This is a genomic window from Brumicola pallidula DSM 14239 = ACAM 615, assembly GCF_000428905.1.
GTDB classification, from domain to species: Bacteria; Pseudomonadota; Gammaproteobacteria; order Enterobacterales; family Alteromonadaceae; genus Glaciecola; species Glaciecola pallidula.
Map to the genome: position 1 here is coordinate 29089 of NZ_AUAV01000016.1, position 14988 is coordinate 44076.

The following is a 14988-nucleotide window of genomic DNA, read 5'->3' on the forward strand; positions in this document are numbered from 1 at the left end:
TGTACTAGCTCAAAGACTAGCCAAGTTTAGCGGTATAAAAATATAATCTCAATAACAATGGAAATTGATATGAAATTAAAAATGAAACAGACTACCGCTATATTAGGCACTAGTTTACTGCTTATGGGGGTATCTTCAGCAGCACTAGCAGACGAACAAGATGATGCTGCCAAAAAATGGGTAACAGACGAATTCTCTGTGTCCACCTTAACGCCAGAACAGCAAATGCAAGAGATGATGTGGTTTAAAGAGGCCGCTAAAGAATTCAAAGGAATGTCAATTAACGTTGCATCTGAGACCATTGCAACGCATTCGTACGAATCCAAAGTATTGGCACAAGCATTTACGGAGATCACCGGTATTCAAATTACTCATGATCTAATGCAAGAGGGTGTTGTGGTCGAGAAGCTGCAGACGCAAATGCAATCTGGTCGTAATATATATGATGCTTACATCAATGACTCTGACCTTATTGGTACCCACTTCAGATATGGAAAGGCCGTCGCTATCTCAGACATGATCGCGAATGAAGCAAAAGGTCTAACCTTGCCTACCCTTGATCTAGAGGATTTTATTGGTTTAGATTTTACTACAGGGCCAGATGGCAAACTCTATCAACTCCCCGATCAGCAGTTTGCAAATCTGTATTGGTTCAGAGCTGATTGGTTCGAAAGAGAAGACCTTAAAACACAATTTAAAGAAAGTTACGGTTACGAGTTAGGTGTTCCTGTAAATTGGTCTGCGTATGAAGATATTGCCGATTTCTTCACTAACCAGGTAAAAACTATTGATGGTGAGCGCGTATATGGTCACATGGACTATGGAAAAAAAGACCCGTCCTTAGGATGGCGCTTCACTGATGCCTGGTTCTCAATGGCAGGCGCGGGTGACAAAGGCTTACCTAATGGTTTACCTGTTGATGAGTGGGGAATTAGAGTCGACGGTTGCAGACCTGTAGGTTCAAGTGTCTCTCGTGGCGGTGCAACCAACGGTCCAGCTGCCGTCTATGCAACGACTAAGTATGTGCAATGGCTAAAAGACTATGCGCCACCGCAAGCCCAAGGAATGACGTTTTCTGAAGCGGGCCCAGTGCCGGCACAAGGCAATGTCGCTCAACAAATTTTTTGGTATACCGCTTTTACAGCAGGTATGACTGATAAAGGGTTGCCGGTTGTGGATGAAGATGGATTACCAAAATGGAGAATGGCACCGTCACCTAAAGGTCCTTATTGGGAAGAAGGCATGAAGCTGGGTTATCAAGACACGGGTGCTTGGACTTTTCTTAAGTCTACACCTGAAAAACGTCGGTTAGCCGCGTGGTTATATGCACAATTTACTGTATCTAAAACCGTTTCATTGAAGAAAACCCTAGTAGGCTTAACGCCAATACGTGAATCTGATATTAATTCACAAGCAATGACTGACGTAGCCCCACAACTTGGTGGTTTAGTCGAGTTCTATAGAAGCCCTGCGCGCAAGCAATGGACTCCCACTGGCACTAATGTCCCTGACTATCCAAAACTAGCACAGTTATGGTGGCAGTATATTGCTGAGGCAGCAAGCGGCGAAAAAACACCTCAAGAGGCACTCGATGGCTTAGCTGCGGCACAAGACAAAGTAATGAACCGACTAGAGCGCGCCAATGCACAAGGCGAGTGTGGTCCTAAGTTGAACAAACCAAGAGATCCAAACTACTGGTTGAGTCAACCTGGTGCACCAAAACCTAAACTGAGCAACGAAAAGCCTCAAGGCGAAACAATTGCTTATAAAGAATTGCTAAAACAGTGGGACGCCGTTCCTAACTAAGCAACGCTTAATCAACAAACTTGCCCGATTTTCCTCAGTCAATGACTTTGAGGACGGGCAAGCTATGCCCAAAATAAACTTTATTGTGGACAATATTTGTCTACACATAACGGACTAAATCATGAAAAACACATTAAAAAACAGTAATTTTAGCGCTTTTCCCATGAGCAAAGTAGCGTCATTTCTCGGCGCAGCCGGGTTAGTATTTTCACCTCTTGCAGTATCAAAAGTAGCATTAGAGTCAAATAACGGATGGGAAACTTCAATTAGTGGAGCAATTCCTATTTTTGTCGTCGCATCGGATCATGATGATTCAGAGCAAGCGTTTCGAGTTCAGTCAGGATTCAACCCAGCGAACATCAACTTCCATGTAGTCGCACCAAAAACTGATTCGGGTTTGACAATATCGGGTCACTTTCAAGTTGATACCCATTTAAATGGGCCGAATGGTGTACAAAATGGCGGCCTATTTGAAAGCCGCGTTGCCAATATTCAAGTGTCGGGTGACTTTGGTACGGTTACCTTAGGCAAAGACTTTGGCGTATTCAATAGCAATGCAATTGGCGATATTGCTAGTCAAGGCGGTGTCGGCTGGTTAGGCGGTGGAGCAGATACAGGCAATGCAACCGGCGGTCGTATTGGCACCGGTTACGTGTATGCTAATTTCAACCCTCAAATCAAATTCACATCTAACGACATGAATGGGTTTGTGTATAAACTTGCGCTTATTAACCCAGAAGAACCGCAAGATGCGTCTATTGAAACATCGATGCCCCGTTTTGAGGGCCAAGTCACTTATTCGGGTGAAAGCTTTAGAGTATGGACCGGTGCATTTCAACAAGCTGTATCGGTAACGGGTGTTCAAGCGTTTGATTACGATATGCGCGGGTTCGATGTTGGTGCTCACATTCAAGTCAACGGATTTGGCTTAACAGTAAACTACACCGATACAACAGGTATTGGCGCTGATGGCCTATATGGCGGCTCAATTAATGATGCTGATGTGGATGCTACCCAATGGTTTGTTGAAGCAGACTATACGCTGGATAAAACCAGATTTGGTATTAGTTATGGTGAGGGCTCTCAAGATAGTCGCGCAGCGGATGCTTCTATTGGATTGGGTTCAGCAGCTGAGGTTGATAATGAACTAACCATGTTGTTTGTGCATCATCAACTTTCCAAGCAATTTCGACTGGTTGGCGAGTTGCAGGATTATCAATCTGATGTTCAAAATGACTACAATGCAATCATATTGGGTTTTCAGTTTGATTTTTAATTAATGCATTGAACGATCGCATTGAACGATCGCATTGAACGATCGCTATCGTTAGTTAAACAAGACTATCGTCGAAAGTTGCAATGAAGTAAAAGGGAGCGGCGATTGCCGCTTCCTTTTGCTTTCACTTCAAAAAACTTATTTTAGTTGTTGACCTTAGAGTGACTCAAAGGTTTACAATTGCGCCAGATATTCTTTAGTAAAGCACAGTAGAAAACGATATGAGTAACTTTCGATGAGGAAAGTTTTATGAAAAATGCCAATGCCAATAACAATGACAAAGGCGCAAACAAACAGGCTAGTTTTCAGGCTAACAACACCGCAAAAAATCCAGCAACAGTAGGCAGTAAAACTGCAAACCTAAAAAATAACGTCCAAAAAAGAGCACAACATCTCCTCATTATCGACGGCGCAAGTTGTGCGAGTTGTGTAACGAAAATTGAAAAAACGCTGCGTACACTAAAAGGCGTTAAAAGTGCGGAAATGAATTTTGCCCAGCGAACTGTCATGGTAGTTGGTAATGTGCTGGAAAGCACTCTAATTTCAGCTATCGAAATAGCCGGTTACAACGCAAAAATTGACACCAGTGAGTCAGAAGAACAAGCGCTAGATGAAAAAGATGAAGCCGACGCGCAATATTATAAAAAATTAATACGCGATATGTCGATTGCCCTCTTACTCGGTGTCCCGCTGATGATTTATGGGCTGGTCATAGGCGAGATGACGGTAACTACAAGCACCGAAAGGCTGGTGTGGTTCACGATAGGACTATTGACCTTTGGCGTCATGCTGTTTTCGGGGAAGCATTTTTATATTGGCGCGTGGAACTCATTTAAAAATCATTCTGCCAACATGGACACCCTAATTGCATCAGGAACAGCCACCGCTTGGTTATATTCAATGGCAGTGGTCGCGGTTCCGGAATTACTTCCTGAAATGGCACGCCACGTGTACTTTGAGGCGACAGCCATGATCATCGGCTTGATTAACCTAGGCTTGGCACTGGAAGTCAAAGCTCGAGGTAAAACCTCAGAAGCGATTAAAAGGCTGATTGGTTTGCAGCCTAAAACCGCACGCGTAATCCGAGACGGCAAAGACATCGATATTCCGATTGTAAATGTGCTGTTGAATGATTTAATTCGAGTGCGTCCAGGAGAAAAAATATCAGTTGACGGTCTCGTTACTGAGGGACATACCGCTGTAGATGAATCTATGCTGACCGGCGAACCTATGCCGGTTGAAAAAGCTAAGGGAGATAAAGTCGTTGCCGGAACAATTAATAAATCAGGTTCGATTGTATTCAAAGCCACACGAGTAGGCAAAGGCACTGCGTTAGCTTAAATCATCAATATGGTTAAACGAGCACAAAACTCGAAGCCACCTATTGGTCGTTTAGCCGGCATAATTGCGGCCTATTTTGTGCCTGTGATTATGATTATTGCAGTGCTAAGTGCACTCGCTTGGTTGAATTAATACCAGCCATGGGATCCACTAAACGGTGACGTAAAGCTACCTTTCATCGCACGCAGAGTGGCAATTGCGTAACTTTCAAAATAGCCCGTGGTGTCGCCTTGTGGCTCACCATGTAAATCAAAATACAGTGGCGTACCGTCGTGTTCCGTTAGTGCCGTCAAACCCAATGACGATGAATGTGAGGGCCATGAATTAGCCTAGTTCAACACCAATATTAAATGCTGTGACCCCCGGTGAACATGCTTATGTATGAAAGCACAGCACAGCTTCTATATAAAAAGCATATGACGCCTACTAGGAATAATAGGTGGTCGTAACCGCTAAACATGTGTTTTGCGCCAATGTAAATAAAGGGGCCGATTTCGCATGATATTGTAAGGCTGACTAAGAACGGTATCAGCTTTCACTATATCAGCATGTAACTATTTACAAGCTCATGGATCAATTAAACGTCATGGATACTAGGCAAATAGTAATTTTTCTTTTTGGGTATAAATCAAGGTGTCGTCTAATGCTTTTGTTAGTTTTTGAATTATTTCATCTATTTGTGAGTGGCTAATAATTAATGGTGGACAAAGCGCTATTGAATTACCTGCCACGGCTCTGACAATGAGTCCGTGTTCCTGGCAAGCACGTTGGGCGAAAGCACCTACTTTACCATCAGCAAACCGCGTGTTCTTTAGTTTGTTTGGCACTAACTCAAGCGCCATTAATAGACCCTTACCGCGTATTTCACCAACAAGAGGATGGTCTACGAACTTTTCAAGTTGCTTGCGCAAATAGACGCCTGCTTCGGCTGCTTTCTCAAAAATATGTTCACGTTCGAATATTTCTAAGGTTTTAAGTGCAGCAGCGCAACCAACGGGATGGCCAGAGTAGGTGTAACCATGTCCAAAAACCCCATTTGCGCTACTTTGCTCAACCATTGCATCATGCATATAGCCGGGTATGACCGCCGCACTTATTGGATAGTAAGCCGATGATAGTTGCTTGGCGAAGGTCATAAGGTCAGGTTTAATACCCATAGTCGTGCAGCCAAAATCATTGCCGGTGCGTCCAAATCCTGTAATTACCTCATCTACCCAAATCAAAATGTCATATTTGCGCAGTATCGTTTGTACCTTCTTATAGTAACCGTCAGGGGGCACAATTACGCCACTGGCACCAGTTATTGGTTCAATAATCATGGCTGCTATTGTATCTGGATTTTCGTGGAGAATGAGGCTTTCTAAATTGGCTACAATACGATCTACAAACTGAGTTTCAGACTCTCCTTGCAAATGACTTGAAAAATAGTGCGGTGAATCCGTGCGTAGTATGTTTAGCGCATCTATTGGAAGATCGAAATGCCGGTTATTTACGGGTAAACTTGTGAGCGCACCTGAAGCGACCGTAACGCCATGATAAGCGCGCTCTCGAGTAATTATTTTACGTTTTTGAGGCTTATTAATAGCATTAAAATAATACCGTAGAATTTTGTAATGGGTGTCGTTTGCATCACTGCCTGAGGTGCCAAAAAACACGCGGGCATCCTCTATTGGCACCATAGCAGCGAGTTTGTCGGCCAAAGCTACGCCTGGACTATGGCTTTTACCGCCAAATAAGTGAGAGAACGACAACCTATGTAACTGATTGGTAATAGCAGCAATGAGTTCTTCATTACCATAGCCAAGTGCAGTGCACCAAAGTCCAGACATCCCCTCAAGGTATTGTTTATTATTTGAATCATAAACATAAACACCTTTGGCTCTCTCAATACACAATTTGTCTTGCTCGGCAAAGTTCGACGTAGGGTAAATCATTGCTGACATCATGTTCTCTTGAAAGTTAGTTGTAGCGCGTATTATAGCAATACTGCTTAGCTAGGCACAATTCCTAGTTCTTAGCACCACCATAGATTGATTTACACTCAAGATACTCTTCTAAACCAAAGGCTCCCCATTCTCGTCCATTGCCTGACATTTTATAGCCGCCAAATGGCGCGCTGGCGTCTAATCCGGCTCCATTTAAATGAACCATTCCGGTTCTTAATTGGTCGGCAATGTTAACTGCGTTGTCATGGTCATCGCACCAAACAAAACCTGAAAGTCCATATTCTGAGGCGTTTGCAATATCTATAGCTGCAGACAATTCTTGGTATTTCATTAAGCATAAAACAGGTCCAAAAATTTCTTCTCTCGCGATTGTCATATCAGGTGTGACATCGCCAAACAGGGTCGGCTTAACAAAGAAACCTTTTTCCAAATGACTGGGCATGTCGGCGCCGCCCGTTAATAGTGTGGCACCAGAATCAATCCCTGATTGAATGAAACCGAGCACCTTTTTGTATTGGGCTGCATTAGACACGGGCCCTAAATTGGGGGACTGTTGCGGCATGTCCACACTTAGAGCTTGCATACATTGGATGATTTCTTTGCATATTTCATCGTATTGGTCAGATGCGACAAGCACTCTGGTTAATGCATTACATGATTGCCCACTGTTGAGCATCGACGAATCGACAATTTGTTGCGCCACTTTAGATGCATCTACTTTGCCATACACGATACCTGCAGACTTGCCACCAAGTTCTAATGCGACTCTTTTAATGCTAGGCGCGGCAGATTGCGAAATAGCTATTCCCGCTCTAGTTGAGCCGGTAAACGAAACCATATCGATATCTTTATGGCTAGTTAGGCTGTTTCCTATGCTGGCTCCGGTGCCGTGAATGAGGTTGAATACCCCTTTAGGCACGCCGGCTTCATGCAAAATTTCAGCTAATATTATTGCATCTAAAGGGGCAATTTCTGAAGGTTTAAGAACCATGGTGCATCCCGCTGCTAGTGCAGGCGCTACCTTGGTTGCAATCTGGTTCAATGGCCAGTTCCATGGTGTTATTAATGCGCAAGTCCCAATAGGCTCCTTGCGCACAAAAGTGCCATTGCTGGTGGTGCTAGAAGACCTAAATTTTTTCAATACCTCTATCATTTCTGCGAAATGCTGAGAGCCAGACGGTGCTTGTGCATTACGTGCCAGACTTATAGGTGCGCCCATTTCAAGGGAGATAGCATCGGCAATTTCATCGTTTCTTTTGATCAGTAAAGCATTAATATCTTCTAACAGTTCAACACGTTCGTTAAGCGATATTAATGAATAATGTGGAAACGCGTTTTTTGCCGCAGACACGGCAAGATCGACGTCACTTGATGTTGCATTTGCGAGTTGGTAAATAACGTTTTGCGTCGCTGGATTGACAACCTCAATGGTACCTGCGCTGACCGGGTCAACCCAAGCGCCATTAATATAAAATTGTTGAGTATTCATGCTACTTCTCTACCTTTGATTTGTAGTGTTTAGCTCCCTCACCGGTAGCTGCTCTGCGGCCTCTATGCTCCCAGTCTCCGCCCATTGCGGTGGAAATGACTTCTTCAGTCTCTGTCGGCTGTGCGCCACATCTGTCGCTCACTGGTGTAGGACCGGTGACGATCCTGTTGGTTAATTTGCCTAATCCTTCCACTTCTACTTCGCAGATGTCTCCAGGGTAAACCGGACGGCTATTGGCGGGCGTACCAGAAAGCAATACGTCACCAGGTAATAAGGTAATCGTTCTGGCGATGTCCGCAACGAGGTAGTGCATATCCCACTCCATGTTGTCCGTGTTATCTTCTTGAACGACTTTACCGTTAACATAAGTGCGGATCATTTTATTTTTGAAGTCCCAACCTGTTACCAGTCCTGGTCCAATAGGACAAAGCGTGTCAGAGCCTTTTACACGTAACATTGAGCCTGCATCGGTATCTCTAAAGTCGTGCAAGCCATAGTCATTTGCTACCGTGTATCCGGCAATATATTCACCTGCTTCTTCTGGCGTGATATTTTTACAATGCTTACCAATGACTATCGCAATTTCACCTTCATAATTGAGATACTTGCAGCGTTCTGGGCGCACAACATCTGCTTTATGAGTGTTCATTGCAGAAAGTGGCTTATGAAAGTAGGTAGGCGCTGGCGGAAGCTTAGTGATAAATTCATCTACGCGACTATGGTAGTTTAAATGAACAGCGATGATTTTGGTTGGCTCAACCGGCGGCAAATGTATAGCGTCTTCAATTGCCACTGAACGACCATCTTTAGCGACCAATCTATCACCTACTTTTTCAGTTAATATTGGGTAGCCGTCTAATAATATTTTGCGAAATTCTTGTGTCATTACTTATTACTCTTATCTGAAAGATCTAAACCCATCATATGCTGTTAAAGGAAAATTCACTTAGCAATAGCGGTCAAAGTGCGTTTTGCTACTAGAAACTGGGTTAAATAAGAGGGACATTAGTGTGGTCTTAACTAATTTAACAGGAAATAACGATGGCTAACTTTTACTACCCGAGGACGGCATCAGGCAAAGCTGCCATTTTGCCACCCGTACCTTGGCATTACTCGGGTGAACTAATTACACTGGAATACAGGACCGATGTTGAAGCGGTCAGAGCATTGCTGCCTGAAGGCATAGAATTGGCTGACGAGGATCCAGGCGCGGTCGCCATGATTTGGGCTGACTGGCAAAGCTGTTCAGACGATTTCAATGAAATACTTGACCCAGCAAGAGGACAGTACAAAGAAGCGTTCATGGTCGTAAGATGCAAATACCAAGGTAAAACTTATTCTAGGTGTGTATTCATTTGGGTGGACAAAGAATTTGCAGTTATCCGTGGTCAACACCAAGGATACCCTAAGAAGTTAGGTTCCATACAAATGAGTCGCCCCGTAAATGTGGGTAAAGCTGGACCGAGATTAGAGGTAGGCGGCACTTTTGGCGCAACCTTAGCTGCATTTGATCGACGTTTAGCAGAGGCTAAATTTACCATTACCGGTAAGGCCGAAGCTCCGGGTTTCGTCAATGCTCACCCAATGTTGCATCACCGTTGGTATCCAGCAATTGAAACCAATGGAACCGACAGTATTGAAGAAATCGTAACCATGGGTGGATTTGATGTTGATTTTGGTCGTTGCTTTAAAGGCGAATTTGATATGCAGTACTTTGACTCGCCGGTGGAAGAGTTAATGGACCTGCAACCCAAAGAAATCATCGCAGGTTACTGGCATGAAGTTGGCGTATCTTGGAAACAAGGTACAACCTTGGCACGTAAAACGCTGCCTGATTTTTGATTCTTATTTAACGTTAGATTACGAATAGGTGGGCGTATTACTCACCTATTAATATTGTTTACTAAAAGTAGAAACGTAGGTTGGGTTCAAAGCCTGCAGTCACTGCATTACCATTCTTTTTAGGATCTGCCATTGTGCTTCATCTGCCTTTGTATTGTGGCGGCTGGTATCGTCGCGATGACACGCACGTTTGCGTTTCTTACCGTCATTGATTGATTCACTATAAGCACTTCATTTAACCTCCAACTTTCCTTGATCTACGTCTTTCCGACATCGTATAAGCGGACGTTAACGGCTACTTATTTCTTTGTTTGATTTTGGTGCTTTTGCTATGCGTGTTGCTTAAAAGTCTCAGTAACACACATATTACAAAGTAAAATAACAGGCTCTAGCTCATATTTCATCTGCGTTTGATGATAATTTAGATGCCGTTGTTACAATGAATGCATAGTAACAACGGCATTTAATGAAGGTCGTTAAGGTAGGCTATTGTTTTTACTATATTTATGGTGGAAGTAGACGCGGGGTTACTATGAATTCATAGTAACCCCGATAAAAAGCTATGGAAATGGTCACCTCATTAGGGGTAAGCTATTGATATCAATCAAGGAATGGAGAGCTAATTAGATGAAACAACCTGCGTGTTACTATGAAGTCTTCATAATAAGTTGTTATGCGTCACGGATACTTTCAATTTGATTAGCCTTATCGACAATATAAACTCTAATATAAGTGGGCTTCCAATCACTTATGCATGGCGAGGGCACGGCTCCGCTATTTTTATAGAGATCGGCAAGTTAAGCCATAGAAAAAGAAAAAATCACCCGAAGGGTGAGTTTTCAGTAATGTTAGATTGTGAATGGAGAATAGAAAACGACCAATCAATTGAATATGGCAGTTATTGCGAGAAAGGTATAATAGAAGAAATGCTAATGGGTCTTATGGGTGACGATATTGCTCACATAGAAACATTGGGATGTTTGCATGAATTAGTTATCGTTTTAAGGTCAGGTAAGAGAATAGTCTCGTTTACCAATGATATTGGAGATCCAGAATGGTGTGTTTTTTTAGGAAATGGCAAGTATTTGGGTGTTAGAGATGGGGTCGTTGTCAGTGAAAACGCATAACAAAAAATTTGAAGACGGATGTTCCCGAAGAGCACGGGCCCACCGCTTAAATTGGTGTTATATGCAAGGGTTGAAAATTGAGGGCATTTAACGAGACTGTTATATTGCTGTGCGCGGGAATTACTGCAATAGAATTCTTTTATATTCCTTATGAGACTGTAACTGGGCCCATTTCAATTTATATTGTTCCGATAGGGTTATTGTCGGTTTTTACAATATCGTTCTTAGTCTCTAACAAAGCCAGTAGTTTAACGTTTTATAAAATCATTCTCGGATATTGCCTATATTCAGCTGGGTTTGTTGGTGTATTGGTGCCACTATTAACAATGTTGACATGGCTTTTTTCAGAAACTACAAAGCTTTCAGAGTCTTTTTCATTGTATGGATATGCACTGCTGTATCAGGGCTTAGCTGGAATTATATTTGCACTAATTGGCTATCTGACCTTTATAAAATTAAGTAAATTGTATGCAAGCACATAACAATAAAATTGAAGCGGACATTGGCAAGAACGGCCCACACCGCTTAATTTGGTGTTATGTGACAAAGGAAGTCGTATGAAAATTATATCGATAAATATTAGCTCAAAGCCTATCCAATCATTTATATTGTGCGTAGGACTATGTTTTTGGATAATAGCTTGGTACATCACTCAAATCACAGGCAACACAACAAGATATCTTTTTTCATTGTACGACCTTCAAGTTGAGTCTTTTACAAGAAAGGGTATTGATCCGAGTAAGATGGTGCTTGATGGTGAGACGCTTCGTGAAATCGCAATGAGTTATAACAGTTACAGCGACTATGGTGTTATTGGGCTCGTAATTGCCGGAGGCTTTTTTCTATTGATATCTTTTGCTTTGTCAGTCTTTAGTATCACTGTTGATAACAAAGCAAAAGATGGTTTAAGCGAAAAAGCTCTTGAGAAATAATAGAGAAATGTCACATAACAAATCAATCAACAGAGATTATCAGACTATGCCATGCCGCTTGCATTCGCAATCGACACGCCATAATCTGATACCTCATTATTAAAGTGTTATTCGCCTTCAAACACCCCTTGACATGGTACGGCATTGCCGTATTATATTAGTCTTATGATTTTCATTGAAACAAGTCTATTTACCAAAATACTTCCTGAACATTTATCTGATAATGAATATCGTGGATTGCAGTCCTATCTTCTACGAAAGCCAGATGCTGGCGATATTGTTAGAGGTTCTGGTGGCGTAAGGAAGGTAAGGTGGGCTTCTTCAGGGAAAGGTAAAAGCGGTGGTATACGTGCTATTTATTATTGGAAAAAAGCGGAGCATGAAATATGGATGCTTACTTTGTATAGTAAATCCGAGCGTTCAACTATCGCAGGCCATATATTGAAACAAATAGCAGAGGCAATCGACAATGAGTAATCGAGATATTGGTGCCGAAATTTTAGCCGGTATAAATGAGATAAAGGATTATAAAAAGGGAAGGAACTCCCTCAGAACTGTTGAGCTAAGTGAGCCATCAGCGCCACAAGTCATACGTTCAAAATTGAAAATGTCTCAAGTCATGTTCGCTGGACTACTTGGCGTAAGTACAAGAACCTTGCAGGATTGGGAGCAAGGACGAAGAAATCCACAAGGCCCAGCAATTGCTCTGCTAAGAATAGCCGAGCAACATCCTGAAGTTTTCAGCGAACTGAGATAGGTTGTAGTGGCGAATAACAAACGATTGAAGTCGGGCAAAAATCAAAGAGCGGATTTTCGCCGCTTATTCGGGTGTTATGTACCTTATTGCAGCTTATCAGTGTTATTAATTTTTTAAAGTTAAAACCGTATTACTACTGAGGAGGTAGGTATGAAAGAAATACTACAAGAATACGCATTAATAGCTGAAATTATTTCAGCTATTGCTATTGTTATTTCACTGGTTTTTATAGGCTTTCAGATCAAAGATAATACAAAAGCTACTCAAGCATCCATGTTTCAAGAGATTGCTGCTTTAGATATACAAATTCTTTTATCTATGGCCAACTCTCAAGAGTCAGCAAAAATAATTACATCATTTCGAGAGAGCCCAGAGACCTTATCAGAAGTTGAACTAAATCAGGGTTTTTACTTGTTTGCTGCAGAAATTCGCCACGTTGAAAACTTGTTTTTACAACATGAAAATAAAATGCTCCCTGAGAAAGGTTGGGAAGCAAGAAAGGCATTAGTTGAAGGTATAATACAATCCCCAGGTTTTGGAGTTGTATTAAAAAGCCCAAATAGAAAATATTTTAATGGGTCATTTATTAAGTTTGGGGAAACGCTGAGAGCTGAAAGTGAATAATTTTGAAACATCGAGTAGCACTAAATATCTATTGTGGCAGCACATAACAACTACATGAAGTGGATAGTTTTTCCGTTGCACTTCAAAACTACAACTTATGTAAGGTGTTAAGCTGAATGTCTCCTTTCGAGAAATACTAAATAAAAAGCATCATTACTTCACTCTCCAGATTACTACTAACTTCAACTTTCAACATCGACTGCTCTTCGCCTTATATATCTGATGTTTCGAAACCCATTTAGTCGACTTTGTGCCAATTGTGAACCTTAGTCAAAGCTTCATCGACTGGCTGCAATTGGCACATGGCCGCCAGACAACTCTGTCTCTGATTTCAATCCATCAACGAAACATTTTGAAGAGGATAACGACTTGCTCCTCAGAGCGTGAAGCCGACGGTGGGCATCAACCTTGTTAATAGTAACAAAAGTTCCAAAGGTGACTGCTCGTCAAAATCGGTATTGCAAATACTTTAAATCTGTGACCAAAATCACCATGTCTTTTTAATAAGAAATGGGTTAAGAAATTTGTAATTTTATGTTGAAAAAATTACATTGGAGCTCACATTTGTTTAAAAGGTCTCGCCTTCCTAGCGTTGCTAATTCCTAGCGTTGCTAATTCTTAGCAACAATTCGTTTTCCAAAGACAATTCAGAATTAGCATCTTTATTTGACCAAGGCCAAGCGGCAAGAGAACTGGCAAGTACTAAACAGATATTTCCATTTGAACATTGAAATTTCACCACACATGCTTGTTATACGGAGTTTTAGATGGAACTGCAACGTCGTCAAAATACAATTTTCCACTCAATAATAGTGAACGTGCAAATAAGCTTCTTCTTAACGATCATTCTGCGAGTATTTTAAGTACAAAAGTTATATGGTATCCGGAAGGGGTGTTAAATGATAAAATCTTTACTCGCAATACTTTTGTGCATAAGTGCAATTTTAAACTCAAGTGCCCATGCTTACTATGCGCTTGGGTGTGACGACCCAGAATATCATCAACATATTAAAGAGCAATTCGCTCATTTTGAGACACAAAATCGACGTCTACTTGCTGAGACTCTGCGCGACTATGAACGAAGCTTAGCGACAAGTAAAAATCCATACCAGGTGATAGGCGATTTAAGTAGGCACCTCAAATACAGTGCGCAATTCGAACCTATCGATAAGGTCACTGCCAAAATTGACCGCATCTTTGAACATGCAGATAGGCTAAGTGTAGAGCAGCAAATAGCAGGTGACGCGATTGACAGCTTTAGCAGCGAGACACACTCTGTAGGTATAGCACGGGCATGGATCGCATACAGACAAGACAAGCATGAACTAGCCTTTGCAGAGTTATTGAAGTCTATTGAGGTAAGCGATTCAGCGGTCCTAAGCTCTTTTGGTCCTGACTTCGAACTAATTCGCCACATTTATCGTGATGGGCATATTGAGCCTGTTGTTGCCTACATCAACAAAACTGAAGATTTCTGGACCGGCAGACGCCCCGACGGCCTGCGCTATGTGTGGCTCAAGATGATCAAAGCAGGGTGTAAAATACAATTCGATTTTGTTGACACAATAAATGCATTAGAGCTTGGTCTTAGTGTTATTGATGTAAACAAAGACTATGGAGTTAGTCACTAGTCCGATTATGCCATACATGACTAAGTGCAGTTAACATAGAGCATAGTATAGGCTGTTTCAGGTCTATAACGTTTATATTGTGAACCTTGTTCTATATTGCCAGCAACATTGTTTATTCTTGAATACAGCGTATTCAAGTGTGGCAAAAGCAGACGCAATTAACCACTGAAAAGGTATTCTCATCATCTAAATTCGATAAAATGACAGTGTTTCTTTG

13 protein-coding genes and 2 pseudogenes are annotated in these 14988 nt (G+C 41.9%); 10 read left to right on the forward strand and 5 right to left on the reverse strand.

The window, feature by feature from the left end:
* Positions 1 to 69 precede the first annotated feature (69 nt).
* The 3 genes and pseudogenes from G399_RS0107185 to G399_RS20315 all read left to right on the forward strand — a co-directional run.
* A complete protein-coding gene (locus G399_RS0107185) occupies positions 70 to 1806 on the forward strand; it encodes an ABC transporter substrate-binding protein (protein ID WP_006008639.1) in 1737 nt (578 codons plus the stop codon).
* Between the two features lie 121 nt (positions 1807 to 1927).
* Entirely contained in the window at positions 1928 to 3082 is a 1155-nt protein-coding gene (locus G399_RS0107190) for a porin (RefSeq protein WP_006008641.1), read from the forward strand.
* Positions 3083 to 3331: 249 nt separating this feature from the next.
* A pseudogene (locus tag G399_RS20315) lies at positions 3332 to 4552 on the forward strand (heavy metal translocating P-type ATPase); the annotation flags it as partial.
* On the opposite strand, the gene G399_RS22265 reads toward G399_RS20315, so the two are convergent.
* The 5 genes and pseudogenes from G399_RS22265 to G399_RS0107215 all read right to left on the reverse strand — a co-directional run bounded on the left by G399_RS22265 (position 4552) and on the right by G399_RS0107215 (position 8744).
* Positions 4552 to 4716, reverse strand: coding sequence for a hypothetical protein (locus G399_RS22265; RefSeq protein WP_154658914.1), 165 nt, complete (start codon positions 4714 to 4716; stop codon positions 4552 to 4554). The pseudogene G399_RS20315 and the gene G399_RS22265 sit on opposite strands and share 1 nt — an antisense overlap.
* 56 nt (positions 4717 to 4772) lie before the next feature.
* Positions 4773 to 4955, reverse strand: a pseudogene (locus tag G399_RS22335) (HupE/UreJ family protein); the annotation flags it as partial.
* A gap of 61 nt (positions 4956 to 5016) precedes the next feature.
* Positions 5017 to 6369 carry an aminotransferase gene (locus tag G399_RS0107205; protein ID WP_226988906.1) on the reverse strand — a complete coding sequence of 451 codons (1353 nt, stop codon included), beginning with the start codon at positions 6367 to 6369 and terminating at the stop codon, positions 5017 to 5019.
* A 61-nt stretch (positions 6370 to 6430) separates the two neighbouring features.
* The gene (locus G399_RS0107210; protein ID WP_006008646.1) at positions 6431 to 7858 is read right to left on the reverse strand and encodes an aldehyde dehydrogenase family protein; all 1428 of its coding nucleotides are present in this window, start codon (positions 7856 to 7858) and stop codon (positions 6431 to 6433) included.
* Position 7859: 1 nt separating this feature from the next.
* A complete protein-coding gene (locus G399_RS0107215) occupies positions 7860 to 8744 on the reverse strand; it encodes a fumarylacetoacetate hydrolase family protein (RefSeq protein ID WP_006008648.1) in 885 nt (294 codons plus the stop codon).
* 155 nt (positions 8745 to 8899) lie between these two features.
* On the opposite strand from G399_RS0107215, the gene G399_RS0107220 reads away from it, so the two are divergent.
* The 7 genes from G399_RS0107220 to G399_RS0107260 all read left to right on the forward strand — a co-directional run bounded on the left by G399_RS0107220 (position 8900) and on the right by G399_RS0107260 (position 14771).
* Complete coding sequence (locus G399_RS0107220) at positions 8900 to 9700, forward strand: acetoacetate decarboxylase family protein (RefSeq protein ID WP_006008650.1); 801 nt, start codon at positions 8900 to 8902, stop codon at positions 9698 to 9700.
* Positions 9701 to 10545: 845 nt separating this feature from the next.
* Positions 10546 to 10827: a hypothetical protein gene (locus tag G399_RS0107225; RefSeq protein ID WP_148277339.1), complete on the forward strand. Its 282-nt coding sequence runs from the start codon at positions 10546 to 10548 to the stop codon at positions 10825 to 10827.
* A gap of 557 nt (positions 10828 to 11384) precedes the next feature.
* Entirely contained in the window at positions 11385 to 11759 is a 375-nt protein-coding gene (locus G399_RS0107240) for a hypothetical protein (protein WP_026843547.1), read from the forward strand.
* Between the two features lie 144 nt (positions 11760 to 11903).
* Positions 11904 to 12236 (forward strand): type II toxin-antitoxin system RelE/ParE family toxin, encoded by a 333-nt coding sequence (locus G399_RS0107245; RefSeq protein WP_026843548.1) that lies wholly within the window; start codon positions 11904 to 11906, stop codon positions 12234 to 12236.
* Positions 12229 to 12516, forward strand: a complete 288-nt coding sequence (locus tag G399_RS0107250; RefSeq protein ID WP_006008662.1) for a helix-turn-helix domain-containing protein — start codon at positions 12229 to 12231, stop codon at positions 12514 to 12516. Before G399_RS0107245 ends, G399_RS0107250 begins: the two co-directional genes overlap by 8 nt.
* Positions 12517 to 12666: 150 nt before the next feature.
* On the forward strand, positions 12667 to 13140 hold the full coding sequence (locus G399_RS0107255) for a hypothetical protein (RefSeq protein WP_006008663.1): 474 nt from the start codon (positions 12667 to 12669) through the stop codon (positions 13138 to 13140).
* An 899-nt stretch (positions 13141 to 14039) separates the two neighbouring features.
* Positions 14040 to 14771 carry a hypothetical protein gene (locus G399_RS0107260; protein WP_006008667.1) on the forward strand — a complete coding sequence of 244 codons (732 nt, stop codon included), beginning with the start codon at positions 14040 to 14042 and terminating at the stop codon, positions 14769 to 14771.
* Positions 14772 to 14988: the final 217 nt, after the last annotated feature.

Coding starts and splice junctions, on each gene's coding strand:
- G399_RS0107185 (WP_006008639.1), top strand. CDS start 70: ATGAAATTAAAAATGAAACAGACTACCGCTATATTAGGCACTAGTTTA.
- G399_RS0107190 (WP_006008641.1), top strand. CDS start 1,928: ATGAAAAACACATTAAAAAACAGTAATTTTAGCGCTTTTCCCATGAGC.
- G399_RS0107205 (WP_226988906.1), bottom strand. CDS start 6,369: ATGATGTCAGCAATGATTTACCCTACGTCGAACTTTGCCGAGCAAGAC.
- G399_RS0107210 (WP_006008646.1), bottom strand. CDS start 7,858: ATGAATACTCAACAATTTTATATTAATGGCGCTTGGGTTGACCCGGTC.
- G399_RS0107215 (WP_006008648.1), bottom strand. CDS start 8,744: ATGACACAAGAATTTCGCAAAATATTATTAGACGGCTACCCAATATTA.
- G399_RS0107220 (WP_006008650.1), top strand. CDS start 8,900: ATGGCTAACTTTTACTACCCGAGGACGGCATCAGGCAAAGCTGCCATT.
- G399_RS0107225 (WP_148277339.1), top strand. CDS start 10,546: ATGTTAGATTGTGAATGGAGAATAGAAAACGACCAATCAATTGAATAT.
- G399_RS0107240 (WP_026843547.1), top strand. CDS start 11,385: ATGAAAATTATATCGATAAATATTAGCTCAAAGCCTATCCAATCATTT.
- G399_RS0107250 (WP_006008662.1), top strand. CDS start 12,229: ATGAGTAATCGAGATATTGGTGCCGAAATTTTAGCCGGTATAAATGAG.
- G399_RS0107255 (WP_006008663.1), top strand. CDS start 12,667: ATGAAAGAAATACTACAAGAATACGCATTAATAGCTGAAATTATTTCA.
- G399_RS0107260 (WP_006008667.1), top strand. CDS start 14,040: ATGATAAAATCTTTACTCGCAATACTTTTGTGCATAAGTGCAATTTTA.